Consider the following 17,676-nt stretch of genomic DNA (forward strand, 5'->3'; position numbering starts at 1 on the left):
TCGTTCGTCGACCTGACAAGCGTCTAGCTGGAGACACACCCGCCCATGGCCGTAGCAGCACCGACCCCTCAGACAGCCCGCCTCATCGATAGCCTGAAAGACCGCATTCTGATGCTGGATGGCGGCATGGGCACGATGTTGCAGAATGCGGCCTTGAGCGAGGAAGACTTCCGCGGCGAGCGCTTCAAGGACTGGCCGTCGGACCTCAAGGGCAACAACGATCTGCTGGCTCTGACCTGCCCGGACCTGGTGGCGCGCATCCATCGCGACTATCTGCTGGCCGGTGCCGACATCCTCGAGACCAATACCTTCAACTCGACCCGCCTGTCCCAGTCGGACTACGGCATGGAGGAGCTGGTCCCGGAGCTCAATCGCGAAGCCGCTCGGCTGGCCCGCCAGGTGTGCGACGACGTCGGCGAAGAGACCGGGGTGCCCCGCTACGTGGCCGGGGTGCTTGGCCCTACCTCGCGCACCGCCTCGCTGTCGCCGGACGTCAATGACCCGGCCAAGCGCAACGTGACCTTCGATGCCCTGCGTGACAACTACCGCGAGGCAGCCCTGGCACTGATCGAAGGCGGCTCCGATCTGATCATGATCGAGACCATCTTCGACACCCTGAACGCCAAGGCGGCGATCTACGCCCTCGAAGAGATCTTCGACGAGACCGGCGAGCGCCTGCCGGTAATGATCTCGGGCACCATTACCGACGCCTCCGGGCGCACCCTGTCGGGCCAGACCACCGAGGCCTTCTGGAATTCGGTGCGCCACGCCCAGCCGCTGACCGTGGGCCTCAACTGTGCCCTCGGCGCAGAGGAGCTGCGCCCCTACGTCGAGGAGCTGTCGACCAAGGCCGACACCTTCGTCTCGGCTCACCCCAACGCGGGCCTGCCCAACGAGTTCGGCGAGTACGACCAGACCCCCGAGGAGATGGCCGAGATCGTCGCCGAATTCGCGCGCAGTGGCCTGGTCAACATCATCGGTGGCTGCTGTGGCTCCACACCCGAGCATATCGCCGCCATCCACCGCGCGATCAAGGATCTGCCCCCGCGCCAGATTCCGGACCGCAGCAGAGCCTGCCGTCTGTCCGGCCTTGAGCCGTTCAACATCGAGCATGATTCGCTGTTCGTCAACGTCGGTGAGCGTACCAACGTCACAGGCTCTGCTCGCTTCAAGCGACTGATCAAGGAAGAGGACTACACCACCGCCCTGGAGGTGGCGCTCGAGCAGGTCGAGAACGGCGCCCAGGTGATCGACATCAACATGGACGAGGGGATGCTCGAGTCCCAGGAAGCCATGGTGCGCTTTCTCAATCTGATCGCCGGTGAGCCGGACATCGCTCGGGTGCCGATCATGGTCGACTCCTCCAAGTGGGAGATCATCGAGGCCGGCCTCAAGTGCATCCAGGGCAAGGCGGTGGTCAACTCGATCTCGCTCAAGGAAGGCGAAGAGGCCTTCCGCCACCAGGCCACCGAGTGCCGCCGTCATGGCGCCGCCGTGGTGGTGATGGCCTTCGACGAGTCCGGCCAGGCGGACACCTTCGCGCGCAAGACCGAAATCTGCCAGCGCGCCTACCGGGTGCTGGTGGACGACATCGGCTTCCCCGCAGAAGACATCATCTTCGACCCCAACATCTTTGCCATCGCCACCGGCATCGACGAACACAACAACTACGCGGTGGACTTCATCGAGGCTACCCGCTGGATTCGCGAACACCTGCCCCACGCCATGGTGTCGGGCGGCGTTTCCAACGTGTCCTTCTCGTTTCGCGGCAACAATCCGGTGCGCGAGGCGATCCACTCGGTATTTCTCTACCACGCGATTCGCGCAGGGCTCACCATGGGCATCGTCAACGCCGGCCAGCTGGCGGTCTATGACGACCTGCCGGAAGAGCTGCGCGAAGCCGTCGAGGATGTGGTGCTCAATCGCCGTGATGACAGCACCGAGCGGCTGCTCGATATCGCCGACAAGTACAAGGGCGACGGCTCCGGCGGTGAGAAGAAGGAGGACCTCGAGTGGCGTAGCTGGGAGGTCGAGAAGCGCATCGAGCATGCTCTGGTCAAGGGCATCACCGCCTACATCGAGGATGACACCGAACTGGCCCGCCAGCGCGCGACCCGCCCCATCGAGGTGATCGAGGGGCCGCTGATGGACGGCATGAACGTGGTCGGCGATCTGTTCGGTGCCGGCAAGATGTTCCTGCCCCAGGTGGTCAAGTCGGCGCGGGTGATGAAGCAGGCGGTGGCCTACCTGATCCCCTACATCGAGGCGGAAAAGAGCGAAGACACCCAGGCCAAGGGCAAGATCGTCATGGCCACGGTCAAGGGCGACGTCCACGACATCGGCAAGAACATCGTCGGCGTGGTGCTCCAGTGCAACAACTACGAGGTGATCGACCTCGGCGTGATGGTGCCCGCCGACAAGATCCTCAAGACCGCCCGGGAAGAGAACGCCGATATCATCGGCCTGTCGGGACTGATCACCCCCTCGCTTGACGAGATGGTCCATGTAGCCAAGGAGATGCAGCGCCAGGGCTTCGAGCTGCCGCTGCTGATCGGCGGCGCCACCACCTCCAAGGCGCACACCGCGGTCAAGATCGAACCCCAGTACGAGCAGCCGGTGATCTATGTGACCGACGCCTCACGTGCCGTGGGCGTGGCCGGCAAGCTGCTGTCACCGGGGCTGAAAGAGGCCTACGTCAACGAGATCCGGGAAGAGTACGTCAAGGTCCGCGAGCGCAATGCCAAGCGCCGCCCCAAGGCCGCCGACCTGTCCTACGCCGATGCCCGGGCGCGCAAGCCGGCGCTGGACTGGCAGGGGTATACCCCGCCGGCGCCGACCTTTACCGGTCTCAAGGTGTTCGAGGACTACGACCTCAACGAACTGGTCGATCGTATCGACTGGACGCCCTTCTTCATGAGCTGGGAGCTGGTCGGCAAGTATCCGAAGATCCTCGACGACAAGGTGGTCGGCGAAGCCGCACGCCAACTGTTCGACGAGGCCCAGGTGATGCTGCGCAAGTTGATCGACGAACGCCTGATCCAGGCGCGCGGGGTCATCGGCCTCTGGCCCGCCAACAGCGTCGATGATGACGTCATCGAAGTCTATTCCGACGAGACCCGCGGCGAGGTGATCGAGCGTCTGCACCATATTCGCCAGCAGACCACCAAGAACCGAGAGGGAGTCTGCTACAGCCTGGCCGACTTCATTGCCCCGAAGGACAGCGGCAAGCCGGACTGGATCGGTGGCTTCGCGGTCACCGCCGGTCACGGCGTCGAGGAGCTGTCTGCGGCCTACAAGGCCAAGGGCGACGACTACAACGCCATCATGGTGCAGGCGCTGGCCGATCGCCTGGCCGAGGCCTTTGCCGAACTGATCCATGAGCGGGTGCGCAAGGAGTTCTGGGCCTACGTACCCGAGGAACAGCTCGACAATGAGGCGTTGATTGCCGAGAAGTACCAGGGCATCCGCCCTGCCCCTGGCTACCCCGCCTGCCCTGACCACACCGAGAAGGCGACGCTGTTCCGCATGCTCGACGCCGAGGCCAGCACCGGGCTCGAACTGACCGAGAGCTTTGCCATGTGGCCGGCGGCGGCGGTGTCCGGCTGGTACTTCTCCCACCCGCAGTCGAAGTACTTTGCCACCGGCAAGATTACCCGGGATCAGGTCGAGGCCCTGGCCAGTCGCAAGGGCATGGAGCTGGACGTCATGGAACGCTGGCTGTCGCCGGTACTGTCCTACGACGCCTGATGCGTTCCCTGCAACAACAGGCCCTGCTGCCCGACCTGACGCGCTGGCGTCTGATCCTGCGCCTGGCGCTGCCGATCATGGCCGGCATGTTGAGCCAGAGCCTGATGAACCTGTTCGATGCCGCCCTGGTGGGCCGGCTCGGCGAGACCGAGCTGGCCGCCGCCGGCATCGGCGGCTACGCCATGTTCATGGTCACCGCCTGCCTGTTCGGGCTGTCGTCGGGGGTTCAGGCCCAGGTAGCGCGGCGCCATGGCGAACGCCATCAGACGCCCGTTGCCTCGGCGGCCGCCGACCTTGGCGTTGAGCTGCGCCACGATCCACGCGGGGAGCCGCTGGCGGCGGGACTTACCCTGGCCGTCATGATCGGCCTGCCGTTGATGGTTCTGTGTCTGTGGCAGGCCGGTCCGATCATGGCCTGGCTCAACGACGATCCGCGGTTGACGTCGATGGCGGTGGACTACTTTCGCTGGCGTCTGATCGCGCTGCTGCCGGTGGCGATGATCTTCTGCTACCGAGGCTACTGGAACGGCATCCAGCAGACCGGCCTGTACCTGCGGATCATGCTGGTAATGCATCTGGTCAACCTGCTGGCCAGCATCGGCCTGATCTTCGGCTACTGGGGCCTGCCCGCCATGGGCGTCAGCGGTGCCGGGCTCGGCAGCAGCCTGTCGCTGTTTGCCGGTGTCGCCATCTGGGCCTGGTTGAGCCATACGCCTGGCCATCGCGGCACTCGTCACAGGCCGTGTCATTCGCCTTGGCGACTCGGCGGCAGCACCATGGCCACCACCCTGAAGCTGGCCACGCCGCACTCCTTTCAGCAGCTCTGGTTCGCCGCCGGCTACGCCGTGCTGTTCTGGATCCTCGGTCAGGTCGACACCGCCAGCGTGGCGGTGGGCCATGTGCTGGTCAACTTATCGCTGTTGCTGATTCTGCCCGGCGTGGGCCTGGGCATGGCGGCGATGAGCCTGGTCGGCGAGGCGCTGGGGCGCGAGTCGCCGGAAAGGGCCCACCGCTGGGGCTGGGAGGTGGTGCACATGGCCTGGTTGCTGCTCGCTGCCCTGTCCCTGCCCATGGCGTTGATGCCGGAAGCCGTGCTGGGCCTGTTTCTACATGACCCCGAACTGATCGCCCTGGGCGTCGATCCGCTGCGCCTGACCGCGCTGATGATCGTGCTCGACGCCGCCGCCCTGGTGTTCACCCAGGCATTGCTCGGCGCCGGCGCCAACCGTACGGTGATGCAGCTGACCTTGACCGGTCAGTGGCTGGTCTTCCTGCCGCTGGCCTGGTGGTTCGGCGTGCATGAAGGCTTCGGCCTGGCCGGCATCTGGTGGTGTCAGCTAGGCTACCGCGCGCTCAACTCACTGTGCTTTGCGGTGATCTGGCAACGCCGCCGCTGGCAGAGTCTGAAGGTGTAGCGCCCCGCACGACGCCTATCAACACCTTTTAATTACCTTTTGCACCCAAACTATGACTATTTATTCTTTTATAGCATAATGGCGTGCAGGTAGAGTAACCCGCAACGTCCCGTCATTCCCTGGCTGCAGGAACGCGCTGAATGTATCGCTACGACAACCATGATCAGACCCTGGTCGACGAACGCGTCGCACAGTTCCGCGACCAGATGCGTCGCTACCTCGAAGGCAAGATCAGCGAGGAAGAATTCCTCCCGATCCGGGTGCAGAACGGTCTGTACGTACAGCGTTACGCGCCCATGCTTCGCATCGCCATCCCCTATGGCATGCTGGCCTCCTACCAGCTGCGCAAGCTCGGTGAGCTGGCCGCCCGCTATGACCGCGGCTACGGCCACTTCACCACCCGTACCAATCTTCAGCTGAACTGGCCGAAGCTCGAGGACGTGCCCGAAATGCTGGCACAGCTCGCCAGCGTGCAGATGCACTCGATCCAGACCAGCGGCAACGATATCCGCAACACCACCACCGACCAGTTCGCCGGCATCGCTGCCGATGAAGAAGTGGATCCGCGTCCCTGGTGTGAGCTGATTCGTCAGTGGTCGACCTTCCACCCGGAGTTCTACTACCTGCCGCGCAAGTTCAAGATCGCCGTGACCGGCGCCGCCGAGGATCGTGCCGCCATTCAGGTCCACGACATCGGTCTGCGTCTGTGGCGCAACGACGCCGGCGACGTCCGCGTGAAGGTGCTGGTCGGTGGCGGTCTCGGCCGTACTCCGATGATCGGCGAGACCATCTGCGAGGACCTGCCCTGGCAGCACCTGCTGACCTACCTCGAGGCAGTGTTGCGGGTCTACAACCAGTTCGGTCGCCGCGACAACAAGTTCAAGGCGCGCATCAAGATCCTGACCAAGGCACTCGGCATCGACGAGATGCGGCGGCGCGTCGAGGAAGAATGGGCCCACCTCAAGGACGGCGCCCAGACCCTCAATCAGCAGGCCATCGACGACATGGCGGCGCACTTCGTCGATCCGCCCCGTCGCAAGGTGGATGACGCCGCCATCGAGGCCTTCGAGGCGTTGCGTCGGGACAACCGGGCCTTCGCCCGCTTCGTCACCAACAACGTCACCGACCACAAGGTGCCGGGCTACAAGGCCGTCACCCTGTCACTCAAGCGCAGTGGTCACTCGCCGGGTGACGTCACCTCCGAGCAGATGGCCCAGATCGCCGACCTGGCCGACGAGTACAGCTTCGGCGAGCTGCGGGTGACCCACGAGCAGAATCTGGTGCTGTCCGACGTGGCCGTCGACCGCATCGAGGAGTTGTGGCACAAGCTCGAGGAGCTGCGCCTGGCCAACCCCACCGTGGGCACCCTGGCGGACCTTATCTGCTGCCCTGGCGGCGACTACTGCGCCCTGGCCAACGCCAAGTCCATTCCGGTGGCCCAGGCGATCCAGGAGCGCTTCGACAGCCTCGACTTCCTCTACGACCTTGGCCCGCTGGATCTCAACATTTCCGGCTGCATGAACGCCTGCGGTCATCACCACGTCGGCCACATCGGCATTCTCGGCGTGGACAAGAAAGGCGAGGAGTATTACCAGATATCCCTCGGCGGCAGTCAGGGCAACGAATCCTCGCTGGGCAAGATCCTCGGCCCCTCCTTCTTCCGCGAAGATGTGCCGGAGGTCATCGACAAGGTGCTGCAGGTGTATGTTGGCGCCCGCGAAGCCGACGAAACCTTCATCGACACCTATCGCCGCATCGGTCTGAAACCCTTCAAGGAGCACGTTTATGCCTGAGCAGACGCCGCAACGCCCGCTGATCAAGGAACGCCGCCTGGTGGAAGACGCCTGGGTGCTCCAGTCTGACGTCGATGACGAGGGTGCAACCCCCGTCAAGCCCATGACCATCGTCCGCCTGGACGTCTGGCTGGCCGCAGAGCGTCGCGACGACCTGGCGCCCTGGCTACCCAGCGACACCCAGCTCGATGAGGACACCGTCGCCGCACTCAGAGACGCGCCGCTGATCGCCATCGACTTTCCCAAGTTTACCGACGGCCGCGGCTATTCGCTGGCCCGGGTACTCAGGGAGCGTCACGGTTTCAAGGGCGAGATCCGTGCCGTGGGCGACGTGCTGATCGACCAGTTGTCCTATATGGCACGCTGTGGCTTCGACGCCTTTTCGCTGCGCGAAGACCAGGTCGTGGAAGACGCCCTGGCCTCGCTCACGGTGTTCTCGCGCCACTACCAGGTGTCCGTCGACAACCCGGAGCCGATGTTCCTGCGCCGTCAGCGCGAGGCGCGTGAACGCCAGCGCGAAACCGCCGTCGCCTGACCCTATCCGGGTTGGACGGCTTGCCTGGTTCGACCGACCTCCTGCCAGGCAAGCAGGAAGCATCACCATCAACAATGCCGCGATCTCCGGCGCCGTCGCCCCAGTGGTGACAGGCTGGCGCCAGCAGGAATCGCGGCATTGTCGTGTTTGGTGGAAGGGGCACCAGCAGATGGGATATCGATGCGCCGCGTTTCATGTCAGCCCATGCCCATCCATGCACAATATGTAAGCCAGCGATCCTGAAAGACGAGCCAATCTCATCTTTTTCTCAGGCATTGGAGGTAGCTCGCCACTGGCCGCCGAACCAGTTGGCGTAGTGATCTATGCTGAACAAGCGCCGCTGCTCGAACGCGCAACAGATGATGATCACGCACCCCAGAACTTGTTCAGGCTCCTTATGTCCAGCGAAGCGCCATCCCCCCTGGCGGCCTTTCAGCGCTATTCGACAATGTCGGTAGCACCCGAGTTGCGCTTCGACTATTGGCGCAGCCTGCATTCCGACATACAGCTCGAGCTTCCCCAAGGCCGGCGCGCTGACGACTATCGAGCCTGCGTGATCAGTGCTTCAAGCGCTGGTGGTGCCGTCCTTGGCTGGTGTACCAACGACGACACCGCTGCTCACTTTGCCCAGGACAACAGCGACTTTGTGCTGGTCAGCCTGACGCTCGCGGGGGAAGCACGCCTACAGCAAGCCGACGGCCAGCGACATCGTGTCACCAGCCAGAGTGGTCTGGTGGTACTGGATAGCCTCCAGCCCCTGTCCAGCCTCGCCATGCAGCACTCGATGCTGTACCTGATGATTCCCCGGCCCCAGGTCAAGGCCAGGGCGCCTGATGCGCTGACGCGGGCCGAGTCGAGCCCCTTCAGCCTTCCCGACAACGCCATGACCCGGTTGCTCACGACCCATCTGCTTGGCGTCATCAAGGAGCAAGAGGCCCTCGCCGGCGAGGACTTGGCCTGCGCACTGGATACCGCTCGCGACATGAGCCTGGTAGCGCTGGCGCAGTTGAAAGGGCCGCTGTCGCTCGAGTGGGAGGCGACCCAGCGCGAAAGCCTGATGAATGCCGCCTGTCGTTATATCGAACTGCACGCCGGTGAGCCTCGGTTGAACGTCGACAGCATCGCTCACGCCTTGGGCTGCTCCCGTGCCGGGCTCTACCGCGCCTTTAGCGACCACCCAGAGAGCGTGGCCGAGACGCTCAGGCGCACCCGGCTGGAACAGGCAAGGGCCAGACTCAAGACCCGCCATCCGCCCAGCATCGATCAGCTTTCGTACCATTGTGGCTACCTTAACGCCGCCAGCTTCACCCGTGCCTTCAAGCGTCAATACGGTGCCAGCCCCCAGGACTGGCACCGAGAGTGGTGCGAGCGTCAGTTGCTGCTCTGATGTCTGGCGACATCAACGTCCTTGTCTGTCGTCTCCGCCCCCGATGCCAGAGGTCGACTAGCCAAGCTCTTCGAGCAGATGGGCCCGGGCATCCTCCAGAGGCTCGATGACGTGAAGCGTGTAGAAAGACAGCAGCAAGGCCCGCTCTTGCTCGTCAAGCGGTCGAGAGCTCCCCTGGTCGCCCAGCGCCAGCCGCTGCTGACACCTTGTCGCCGTTTCACTCGCCTGCTCGACTAGTGCCATGGCGCGATCACGCAGATGATCCAGCTTTTGCTGGTCATGGTCGGTGAATACCGGGCCGAAGTCCTGAATCCGCCGGTTCGCCCGGTCCAGCCGGCGCAGCAATGGCATCAGCTCATCGCAGTGCCAGTAGCGGTGCCCCAAGGTAGGTATCGAGTGATGCTTGAACCACTGCCAGTGGTCGTGAAGTTCCGCGATGATCATGTAGCCCCCTGCCAACTGAATGACGTCGTAAGGCCACTGCACCGGCAGTGGATGACTCATCAAGTCGCTCCCCACCTTGCCGTGACCCTGCCAGCGCATTGCTTGCCACTATCGCGCTATAGGAACCCTAGTCGCGGCAGCCAGTGCAGACTGTTCCAACTTGATGCCGATTGTCTCGATGGCGTCCTTGGCGAGGCCACGCAAGCGATACGGCGCCATCTGCAGGATGGCGCCGGGTGGAAAGGAAATAAAAAAGAGGATCGATGCAGGAAAGCGGCCGGGAAGCCGCAACAGGCTTCGCCAGGTCTATCCGCGACGCTTCTGCTGGCGTTCGCGGTTCGCCGCGCGGGCGCGCTCGCTCTTCCTGAGCATCACCCAGGTGGCGCCGAGTCCACCGTCAGCCTCCTGAGCAGACACGAACGCCTGGACCTCGTCGAGGGCGGGTAGCCACTTGGCCAGACAGGAGCGCAGCACATTGGCGGCGCCATCGATCTCGCGGCTGCGTCCATGGACGATCAACACCGAGCGCAGATCGGCCGCGTAGGCGTCGCGGATGAACTGGGGCAGACTCCCCCGGCATTCATGCAACGGGCGCCGCAGCAGGTGAAGACTGGCCTGCACCGGATAGCCGCCCTGCCGCAGGCGCTCGACCACCCCGGTCTGAATGCCATCGCGGCGGTATTCCAGCGGATCGAAGGGAGGCACCAGATCGACGAAGTCGTCACTGAGACCATCAAGCCCGTCGTCTCCACTCAGGGCATGACGACGCCTGGCCAGCTGTGATTCGGTTGGCGCGCCTCGGCGACGGCCGGCATCGGCACGATTGTTGGCCTGGCGCAGTGGTTGGACGTCCCCCATCATGGCCTTGAAGTCCACATCATCATGGGCACCATCAAAAGACTCGGCGCGGAGAAATTCGCTCATGGGGCACCTCCTCGTCTTGGCGGGAATCTTTATCCTAGCAAGGCCGGGACCGCCGCCGATAGAGGGAAAGGATAGAAGGAATGGCTAGCGGGAATGAATAGCGGGCGACCTCGGTTCGACAAGCCGGCCGCCTGGTGAGAGGCTAGTCAAGCGAGACACGCCACCTTTCGATTTCCGGCACACACCGCTCATTTGTCACTGGTCCCCATGAACACCCTGACGCTCTGGCTTGCCCGCCTGCTCTGTCTTGTTGGCGCACTGATCATCGGCCTTTATGGCTGGTTCTGGTACACCTACCAGAGCCCCTATGGCTATACACCTCCGGCTGCCATGGAGCAGTCCGCTGACGGCCCCCACCCAGTCTTTGTCTACGGCACCCTGCGCTCCCCATGGGTGCGCTGGCTGGTGACCGGAGAAAGACTCGAGTCGACGCCCGCACTGCTCCCGGGGTATCGCCGAGAGGGGCTCGACCTGGAGGTCGATCGTGACGACCAGGTGGCCGGACAGCTACTGGCGGTGGATAGCGAGACCCTGGCCGAACTGGACCGCTACGAGCGTCTGGGCGTGCGCTACGAGCGCGTCAGGCTAACCCTCGCTCGCGGCGCTGAGGTCTGGGCCTATCGCCTTCTCGAGCAATGACCTGTCTTGGCGGCGCGTCGTTGTGGCCGGTCGCGCCGGCGATCTACAATAGCCGCCGATTCCCACTCGACCGGAGCTGTCATGGCTGCACTCACGCTATTGCATAACCCTCGCTGTTCGAAGTCCCGCGAAGCCCTTGCCCTGCTGGAGCAGGCCGGCGCCGAGGTCCAGGTCCGCCGCTACCTCGACGATCCCCTGGACGGTGAGGAATTGCGTGGCCTGATCGCCCGGCTGGACGGCAAGCTCAGCGACCTGGTGCGCGCCAACGAGACCGAATGGAAGAGTCTGGGCGCCGACCGTGAGGATGAATCCCAGGTGGTGGCTGCCATCCTGGCCCATCCTCGAATCCTCCAGCGCCCGATTCTCGACAACGGCGAGCGAGCGGTAATCGGCCGCCCGCCCGAGGCCATCACGTCACTGCTGGAGAGTTGAGGCCAGCCAGCCTCTTCGCCCGTTGCCTCGGGCTTTCGTCAACCCATAGGCTCTTGCCATAAGGAAAGTGCATGTCGGATCTGCCCTACGTTCTGGTCCTCTACTACTCCCGCCAGGGCGCCACCCGGGCGCTGGCCGAGCGCATCGCCGCCGGTGTCGAGTCTGTCGCCGGCGTCGATGCTCGCCTGCGTACCGTGGCTCCGGTGTCACCGACCTGTGAAGCGGTGGACCCGGAAATTCCCGCCGAAGGCGCTATCTACGCTGACCTCGACGATCTTCGCAACGCCAGTGGCCTGGCGCTCGGCAGCCCCACACGCTTCGGCAACATGGCGGCTCCTCTCAAGCACTTTCTCGACGGCACCAGCGAGCTGTGGCTGTCAGGAGCGCTGATCGACAAGCCCGCCACCGCCTTCACCTCCACCTCGAGCCTGCACGGCGGCCAGGAGACGACGCTGGTAACGATGCTGATGCCGCTGCTCCACCATGGCATGGTCTACGCCGGGCTGCCCTACAGCGAGACGGCCCTGACCCGCACCCAGGGCGGAGGCACCCCCTACGGCGTCAGCCACCTGGCTGGCGTTCGCAGCGATCGCCCGCTGGACGAACACGAGCGTGAGCTGGCCTTCGCCCAGGGCGCGCGCCTGGCGCGGCTGACGCTCGCTCTGGCTGACGCCCGCAAGGGGGCCTCATGAGAGCCTGGCTTGAGGGGGTAGAACAGCGCCGCGGGCTTGACCGCCTGACCCGACAGTCGCGCCAGCTGGTGCTGGTCGGCTTTGGCCTGCTGCTGGCAATGATGGTGTACCGCGGTATCGCGGTGGAAGCCGACGGCAATCGTTTCGGTCCGATGATCGCCTTCGTGCTGCCTCTTGTGCTGTTTCTGCCATCCATCCTGACCCGCCGTCCACGGGGCCATGCCTGGCTGGCCTTCGTCAGTCTGCTCTACTTCGCCCAGGGGGTGATGATCGCCACCCTGCCGGGACTCGGTCTGCGTGGCGTCGCTGAGGCACTGGTGGCGCTGGTGCTGTTTACCGGCTGCATGGGCTACGCACGCTTTCGCTCTCGTCAGATGCGACAGCACCAGGGCAATTCATAGCTCTTGTTCAGGCCGACCGTCATGCCCTTCTGGCGGCAGCCTCTCTCCTTGCTATCTTGAGGATGTCGTTGCATTCGCGACGCCATCCTCGATAACGCCCGGCCCATGTCGCCAGGCAAGGAGTAAGGACAATGACCGTGACCCCGTTGCATGCCCTCGTGACCGGACTTGGACTAACGTTGGCCAGCGCCTGTGCACTCGCCGAGGAACTCCCCGATGCCAGCGTCGAGATCGAAGACGCCATCGAATACCGTCAGGATGCGCTGGGCGTGATGGCCTGGCAGATCGGCCCGCTGGGCGCGATGGCCCAGGGCAAGCGCGACTTCGACGCCGAACTGTTTCTCGAGAAGGCGCGTCGCCTCGCCGCCGTGGCGCCGCTACCCTGGGAAGGTTTCGTCAAGGGCTCACTGCAGGGAGACGACCATGGCGTCGATACCGATGCCCTGGCGGACATCGCCGATGACTACGAAGACTTCGACCAGCGCTACCACACCCTGATCGAGGAAACCGCAAAACTCGCCGAGATGGCCGATGGTGGTGACCAGGACGCGCTGTTCAAGCAGGTGGCCACCGTCGGCAATACCTGCAAGGGGTGTCACGACAACTTCCGCGCCGAGTGAGCCTTCGGCGTTTCACAAGCGCCCCCACAGCCACATCACACACCCCGTACTGAACAGGGCCAGCAGCGCCGCTCGCACCATCAGGGCCGAGCGGCCAGGCTCTACCCCCTTGCCGCTGCTTCCACGTTGCCCTTGCTGGTGATCTGACGCCCGATCTGACTCTTGATCTGACTGTTGCTCTGGTTGCTGGTGGGTCTCTGCGTCCGTCTCGGCCCAGTGCGCACCCCGCGGCAGCGTCTTGCGGCCGCTGAACATGGCGCCTACCAGTCGCTCGCCGAGGCAGCGATGGGCCACCAGTGCCCCCAGGTGAAGCACGATCAGCGCCAGCAGCACATTCGCGTTGAGGTGATGAATCCACAGAGCCGTGTCGCTGACTGCTGCTGGCACCAGGGTATGCAGCGGCGCCTCGAAGAAGATGTCATCGGTGACAAAGAGCCCCGTCAGCGCCTGAATCGTCAGGCTCGTCAGCATCGCCAGCACCGCCCAGCCCCCCAGCGGATTGTGACCGGCAAAGATATCGGCACGTCGCTTCATCAGGTCTCTGGCATAGGCCAGCGTTACCGAGGGAGAGCGCAGCCAGGAGCCGATGCGCGCGTGGTGATCGCCGACCAGCGCCCACCCCCAGCGAAACAGCAAAAGCCCAAGCGCTATCAGCCCAGCCCTGGCGTGCACGTTCTGCGGAAAGTCGAACAGGTCGGTCTCCACCTTCATGGTCAGGAATGAGAGTACAACGCAGACCACCAGCCCCCAGTGGAATAGCCGGATGGCCAGGCTCCAGACACGCCGGCTACGCCCTGACGGCCTGTGCTCGGCGGCTGACGTTGACTCGACAGATGGCATGGTCGCTCCCCCTCGCTGATAAAGGCACCACGCCTGGCGCCAGTGACGATATACTCAAGATAGCCACTCCCTGTGGTGGCGCCTTGCCAAAGCGGTACTTGCTAAAGCTGTAGCAGCTGACATTCATCATGACTCGCGACGATGACGGTGGTGTTCCCGGCGACGCGGGGCGACATCTCGGACACAAGGTGCGATGATTTATCAATTGGACGACGGTACCCCTAGTGGCCGTCCTTTTTTTGTCTGATTCCACCGGAGATACCGATGACCCGTGATATTGCGGACATTCGACGTGACTATGAAGGCGGCAGCCTGGACGAAGGCCAGGTACCCAAGGATCCCTTCACCATGTTCGATGAGTGGTTCGCCCTGGCCCTGGATACCGATCCCCAGGATGCCAATGCCATGACCCTGTCGACCGTGGACAGCCAGGGCCTGCCCCACGCGCGGGTGGTGCTGCTCAAGGGGTTCGATCAAAACGGGATGGTCTTCTACACCAACTATCACAGCCACAAGGGTAGCGAACTGGCCAACGTCCCCCATGCGGCCCTGACCTTCTGGTGGCCCAAGCTGGCGCGCCAGGTGCGCATCGAGGGACGCACCGAGCAGGTCGCCGAGCAGGAGTCGGACGAGTATTTTGCAAGCCGTCCCCGCGGCAGCCAGCTCGGGGCCTGGATCGCCACCCAGAGCGTGGTCATCCCCGATCGCGACTGGATCGAGCAGCGCCAGCGGCGCTTCGAGAAGGCCTACGAAGGCCAGGATATCCCGCGCCCGGTGCACTGGGGCGGCTACCGCGTCGTCCCCGAAATGATCGAGTTCTGGCAAGGACAGCCCAGTCGCCTGCATGACCGGGTTCGCTACGGCCGCCGCGATGGCCACTGGGAAGTGGTGCGGCTGGCACCCTGAACGAATCATCCGACCGGCTCCCGCCTTGCAAGCACAGGCGGGAGGCCAGGCCGGCGGTCCTGGAATCGAACCGACCTGCTACTCCATCGGCCGTTCCAGGCGGTGGCGCTGCCAATCGTTGCCCGGCTCGTTGAGGCGCAGCACTGCGTCCACCACCTGCTCCTCCATGTTGAAGCTTTGTCGGAACCCGAGGTGCTTCATCAGTGCGCGCATGGGGTGATTGTCGATCATGATCTTGCCGACCATCTCCAGGGTGCCGACCCCCTTGCAGTAGCGGATCATCTTTTCCATCAGACGACTGCCGATACCGAGCCCCTGAAGGTCATCGCGGATGATGATCGAAAACTCGGTTCGGATATTGTCGGGATCGTTCCAGACCCGAACCACCCCCAGCATCTCCTTGCTGCCGTCTTCGCAAAGACGCTCGGCGATAAACGCCATCTGTCGGTCGTAGTTGATATGGGCCAGGCGCGACAGATCGCCCTGGCTTAAATCGGTCTTGTTGTGGAAGTAGCGAAAGCGGATGCTCTCCTCGGACAACTGTCCGTGGAAGTCGGTAATCAGCGGGGCATCTTCAGCCCGAATGGGCCTGAACTCGACGTCCCAGCCGTTTCTGAGCTTGACCCACTCCCTCAGTTCTTCGGGATAGGGCATGATCGCGAAGCGCGCCGGAGAACCGAGGTCCATGGCGAAGTCCACCGCCACCATGCCGTCGCGATTTAGCAGCAGCGGGTTGATCTCGAGACCACGCAGCCGAGGCAGGTCGGTGGCCATCTGCGACAGGGTCACCAGTAGTTGGCACAGCCTTTGTTCATCGCGCTGTGGATCACTCGAGTGCTCACGAATCAGCCGCGCGGCGTGGGTACGAGACACCATGTCCGCGGCCAGCGTCATGTTCAAGGGCGGCAGAGAGACCTGTCGATCCGCCAGAATATTGACCTTGTAGCCGCCGATGCCGAATAGAATCAGTGGTCCGAAGACCGGATCCCGGGTGATGCCCGCGCACAGCTGCATCGAATGCTTGCCACGTTGCATGGGCTGGAGGCAGAACTCTCGCACGCGAAAGCCGGGAAATTTCTCGGAGACCTTCTCGCTGAGGCGATCCACCGCCTCGGCCACGTCGCCGGGTCTGGCCAGATCCTGGACCAGCCCCGCCGACAGCTTGTGAGGATGTCGCCGGTAACGAAATGGCCGACTGTTGCCGTCGTGCACGATCTTGATTGCGAAGGGGCCCGTCAGCTCCCGGGCGGCCTCCTCGGCGGCCTGGGCACCGTCGGGATAGCGACTCTCCGCCACTGGCAGGCCGTAGGCCTTGAGCACCTGGGCGGTCTCGCTATGGGTCAGGCTCTCGCGACCATCGGCGAGCACCTCGTCGATCAGCCGGTGGCAGCGCTCTCGCACCTCGGCCGAGGTCGAAAACGGCAGGCTCGGGGGCGTCTGCTGCAATAACGACTGGACCCGCTGATAGTCGACCATGTGCATGAAGGCCTTCACCGCCTTCTCCGGCGACAGATAGGTGGGTACACCCGCTTCGTGACACAGGTGACGAGCGCCGATCGCCTGTTCGAAGCCCATCCAGCTGGTCAACAAGTTACGCCGAAAGCGCTTGCGTTCACGGATCAGCGCCTCGGCGGTCGCCTTGGAAGGCGCCAGACGCGTCGGAGCATGGACCACCAGTACGGCGTCCACATTGGGGTCGGCGGCGACGATCTCCAACGCCGCCACGAAGCGTTCCGGGGTGGCGTAGCCCCCGAGATCCACCGGGTTTTCGCCGGGCTTGCTGATATCGAGGTCTCGCTCACGCAGCGATGTCTGGGTAGCCTCCTCGAATTCGGCCAGACGACCTCCGGCGTTGATCAACTTGTCGATGGCCAGCATGGCCGGCCCCAGCCCGTTGGATACGATCGCCAGACGGTCACCCTTGAGTGGGCGCATCCGTGACAGTGTCTCCAGGGCGTCATACAGCTCGTCGGAATCGTTGACCCTTACCACGCCCGCACGCGCGAAGGCCGCATCGAAGACCCGATCACGATGGGTGACGCCTGGCGTCGGTGGCAGGCCGCTGAGGTCGGCTTGGCTGGTCCTGCCACTCTTGATCGCCAGTACCAGCCGATTGCGCGACGCATCACGCACGGCGGTCATGAAGTGCTGGGCGTCGTGGACCCGTTCAAGGTGCAACAGGATCGCCTGGGTGGGCGAATTCTGGTTGATGTAGTCGATCAGGTCGGGAAGCATGACATCGACGCTTTCCCCCAACGTCAGCAGGTGAGAAAAGCCGATCCCGCGCCCGGCCGCCCAGTCGATCATGGCGTTGGCCAGCATGCCCGACTGCCCCAGATACGCCACCTTGCCCCTGGGCACCGTATGACTGGAGTAGGACGCATTGAGCCGTCGTCCCGGCACGATCAAGCCCATGCACTCCGGCCCCAGTATTCGAATGCCGGAGGACCGGGCCGCATCGAGCATGCGCTGGCGGATCGACGACTTGCCGCCTTCGTCCTGTTCGAGCTGACTGCCACCGGACAGCACCAGGGCCGCTCGCACCCCGCGTTCACCCAGCCGGCTCAACAGTTTCGGCAGGGTCGAGACCGGCGAACACAGGATCGCCAGGTCCACCACCTCGGGAAGTTGAGAGGTGCGAGCGACGCACTCGACCCCGTGGACGCTGGCGTACCCCTTGGGGTTGACCGCCCACAGCTTGCCGCCGTAGCCGCCGTCAAGCAGATTGCGAATGACCTGCCCACCCGTGGACTCAGGCTTCTCGGAGGCACCCACCACGGCGATCGAGGCGGGATCGAAAAAGCGACGAAGAAACTGGGTGCTCACAGGTGGTCTCCTCAGGCGACGGGTAGCCGACACCCTGGCGGCGAATTGTGCGGACTTGCGCACTTGAACGTTATG

General features: G+C 63.9%; 15 protein-coding genes. 11 read left to right on the top strand and 4 right to left on the bottom strand.

Features of this window, described 5'->3' with window-relative positions; all coding sequences use genetic code 11:
- Nucleotides 1–45: 45 nt before the first annotated feature.
- The 5 genes from metH (at nucleotide 46) to NFG58_RS10080 (ending at nucleotide 8,877) form a co-directional block, all read left to right on the top strand.
- Nucleotides 46–3,747: a methionine synthase gene (gene metH / locus NFG58_RS10060; RefSeq protein ID WP_108133418.1), complete on the top strand. Its 3,702-nt coding sequence runs from the start codon at nucleotides 46–48 to the stop codon at nucleotides 3,745–3,747.
- Nucleotides 3,747–5,162, top strand: a complete 1,416-nt coding sequence (locus NFG58_RS10065; RefSeq protein ID WP_222516796.1) for an MATE family efflux transporter — start codon at nucleotides 3,747–3,749, stop codon at nucleotides 5,160–5,162. Before metH ends, NFG58_RS10065 begins: the two co-directional genes overlap by 1 nt.
- Nucleotides 5,163–5,302: 140 nt before the next feature.
- Nucleotides 5,303–6,955, top strand: coding sequence for a nitrite/sulfite reductase (locus NFG58_RS10070; RefSeq protein WP_045992193.1), 1,653 nt, complete (start codon nucleotides 5,303–5,305; stop codon nucleotides 6,953–6,955).
- Nucleotides 6,948–7,490: a DUF934 domain-containing protein gene (locus tag NFG58_RS10075; RefSeq protein ID WP_045992194.1), complete on the top strand. Its 543-nt coding sequence runs from the start codon at nucleotides 6,948–6,950 to the stop codon at nucleotides 7,488–7,490. The genes NFG58_RS10070 and NFG58_RS10075 overlap by 8 nt, the downstream gene beginning before the upstream one ends.
- Nucleotides 7,491–8,043: 553 nt before the next feature.
- Nucleotides 8,044–8,877 carry an AraC family transcriptional regulator gene (locus tag NFG58_RS10080; protein ID WP_348828087.1) on the top strand — a complete coding sequence of 278 codons (834 nt, stop codon included), beginning with the start codon at nucleotides 8,044–8,046 and terminating at the stop codon, nucleotides 8,875–8,877.
- 57 nt (nucleotides 8,878–8,934) lie between these two features.
- Here NFG58_RS10080 and NFG58_RS10085 read toward each other — a convergent pair whose 3' ends face one another.
- A complete protein-coding gene (locus NFG58_RS10085) occupies nucleotides 8,935–9,381 on the bottom strand; it encodes a hypothetical protein (RefSeq protein ID WP_222516794.1) in 447 nt (148 codons plus the stop codon).
- Nucleotides 9,382–9,627: 246 nt separating this feature from the next.
- A complete protein-coding gene (smrA, locus tag NFG58_RS10090; RefSeq protein ID WP_108133414.1) occupies nucleotides 9,628–10,245 on the bottom strand; it encodes a DNA endonuclease SmrA in 618 nt (205 codons plus the stop codon).
- A gap of 207 nt (nucleotides 10,246–10,452) precedes the next feature.
- Between smrA and NFG58_RS10095 the strand changes: the two genes are divergently transcribed.
- From NFG58_RS10095 to NFG58_RS10115, 5 genes are all read left to right on the top strand, one after another.
- Nucleotides 10,453–10,884, top strand: coding sequence for a gamma-glutamylcyclotransferase family protein (locus NFG58_RS10095; protein ID WP_124804750.1), 432 nt, complete (start codon nucleotides 10,453–10,455; stop codon nucleotides 10,882–10,884).
- A gap of 81 nt (nucleotides 10,885–10,965) precedes the next feature.
- Nucleotides 10,966–11,316 carry an arsenate reductase family protein gene (locus NFG58_RS10100; RefSeq protein ID WP_108133412.1) on the top strand — a complete coding sequence of 117 codons (351 nt, stop codon included), beginning with the start codon at nucleotides 10,966–10,968 and terminating at the stop codon, nucleotides 11,314–11,316.
- A 71-nt stretch (nucleotides 11,317–11,387) separates the two neighbouring features.
- A complete protein-coding gene (wrbA, locus tag NFG58_RS10105; protein WP_045992200.1) occupies nucleotides 11,388–12,008 on the top strand; it encodes an NAD(P)H:quinone oxidoreductase in 621 nt (206 codons plus the stop codon).
- The gene (locus NFG58_RS10110; RefSeq protein ID WP_045992201.1) at nucleotides 12,005–12,409 is read left to right on the top strand and encodes a DUF2069 domain-containing protein; all 405 of its coding nucleotides are present in this window, start codon (nucleotides 12,005–12,007) and stop codon (nucleotides 12,407–12,409) included. Before wrbA ends, NFG58_RS10110 begins: the two co-directional genes overlap by 4 nt.
- A 131-nt stretch (nucleotides 12,410–12,540) precedes the next feature.
- Nucleotides 12,541–13,029, top strand: a complete 489-nt coding sequence (locus NFG58_RS10115) for a cytochrome c (protein WP_348828088.1) — start codon at nucleotides 12,541–12,543, stop codon at nucleotides 13,027–13,029.
- Nucleotides 13,030–13,041: 12 nt separating this feature from the next.
- On the opposite strand, the gene NFG58_RS10120 is transcribed toward NFG58_RS10115, so the two are convergent.
- Nucleotides 13,042–13,869, bottom strand: a complete 828-nt coding sequence (locus NFG58_RS10120; RefSeq protein ID WP_348828089.1) for a cytochrome b/b6 domain-containing protein — start codon at nucleotides 13,867–13,869, stop codon at nucleotides 13,042–13,044.
- A 264-nt stretch (nucleotides 13,870–14,133) separates the two neighbouring features.
- On the opposite strand from NFG58_RS10120, the gene pdxH reads away from it, so the two are divergent.
- Nucleotides 14,134–14,775: a pyridoxamine 5'-phosphate oxidase gene (pdxH, locus tag NFG58_RS10125; protein WP_108133409.1), complete on the top strand. Its 642-nt coding sequence runs from the start codon at nucleotides 14,134–14,136 to the stop codon at nucleotides 14,773–14,775.
- A 78-nt stretch (nucleotides 14,776–14,853) separates the two neighbouring features.
- Here pdxH and NFG58_RS10130 read toward each other — a convergent pair whose 3' ends face one another.
- On the bottom strand, nucleotides 14,854–17,601 hold the full coding sequence (locus NFG58_RS10130) for a bifunctional acetate--CoA ligase family protein/GNAT family N-acetyltransferase (protein ID WP_348828090.1): 2,748 nt from the start codon (nucleotides 17,599–17,601) through the stop codon (nucleotides 14,854–14,856).
- Nucleotides 17,602–17,676 lie beyond the last annotated feature (75 nt).

The organism is Halomonas sp. RT37 (assembly GCF_040070525.1).
Classification (GTDB): Bacteria; Pseudomonadota; Gammaproteobacteria; order Pseudomonadales; family Halomonadaceae; genus Halomonas; species Halomonas litopenaei.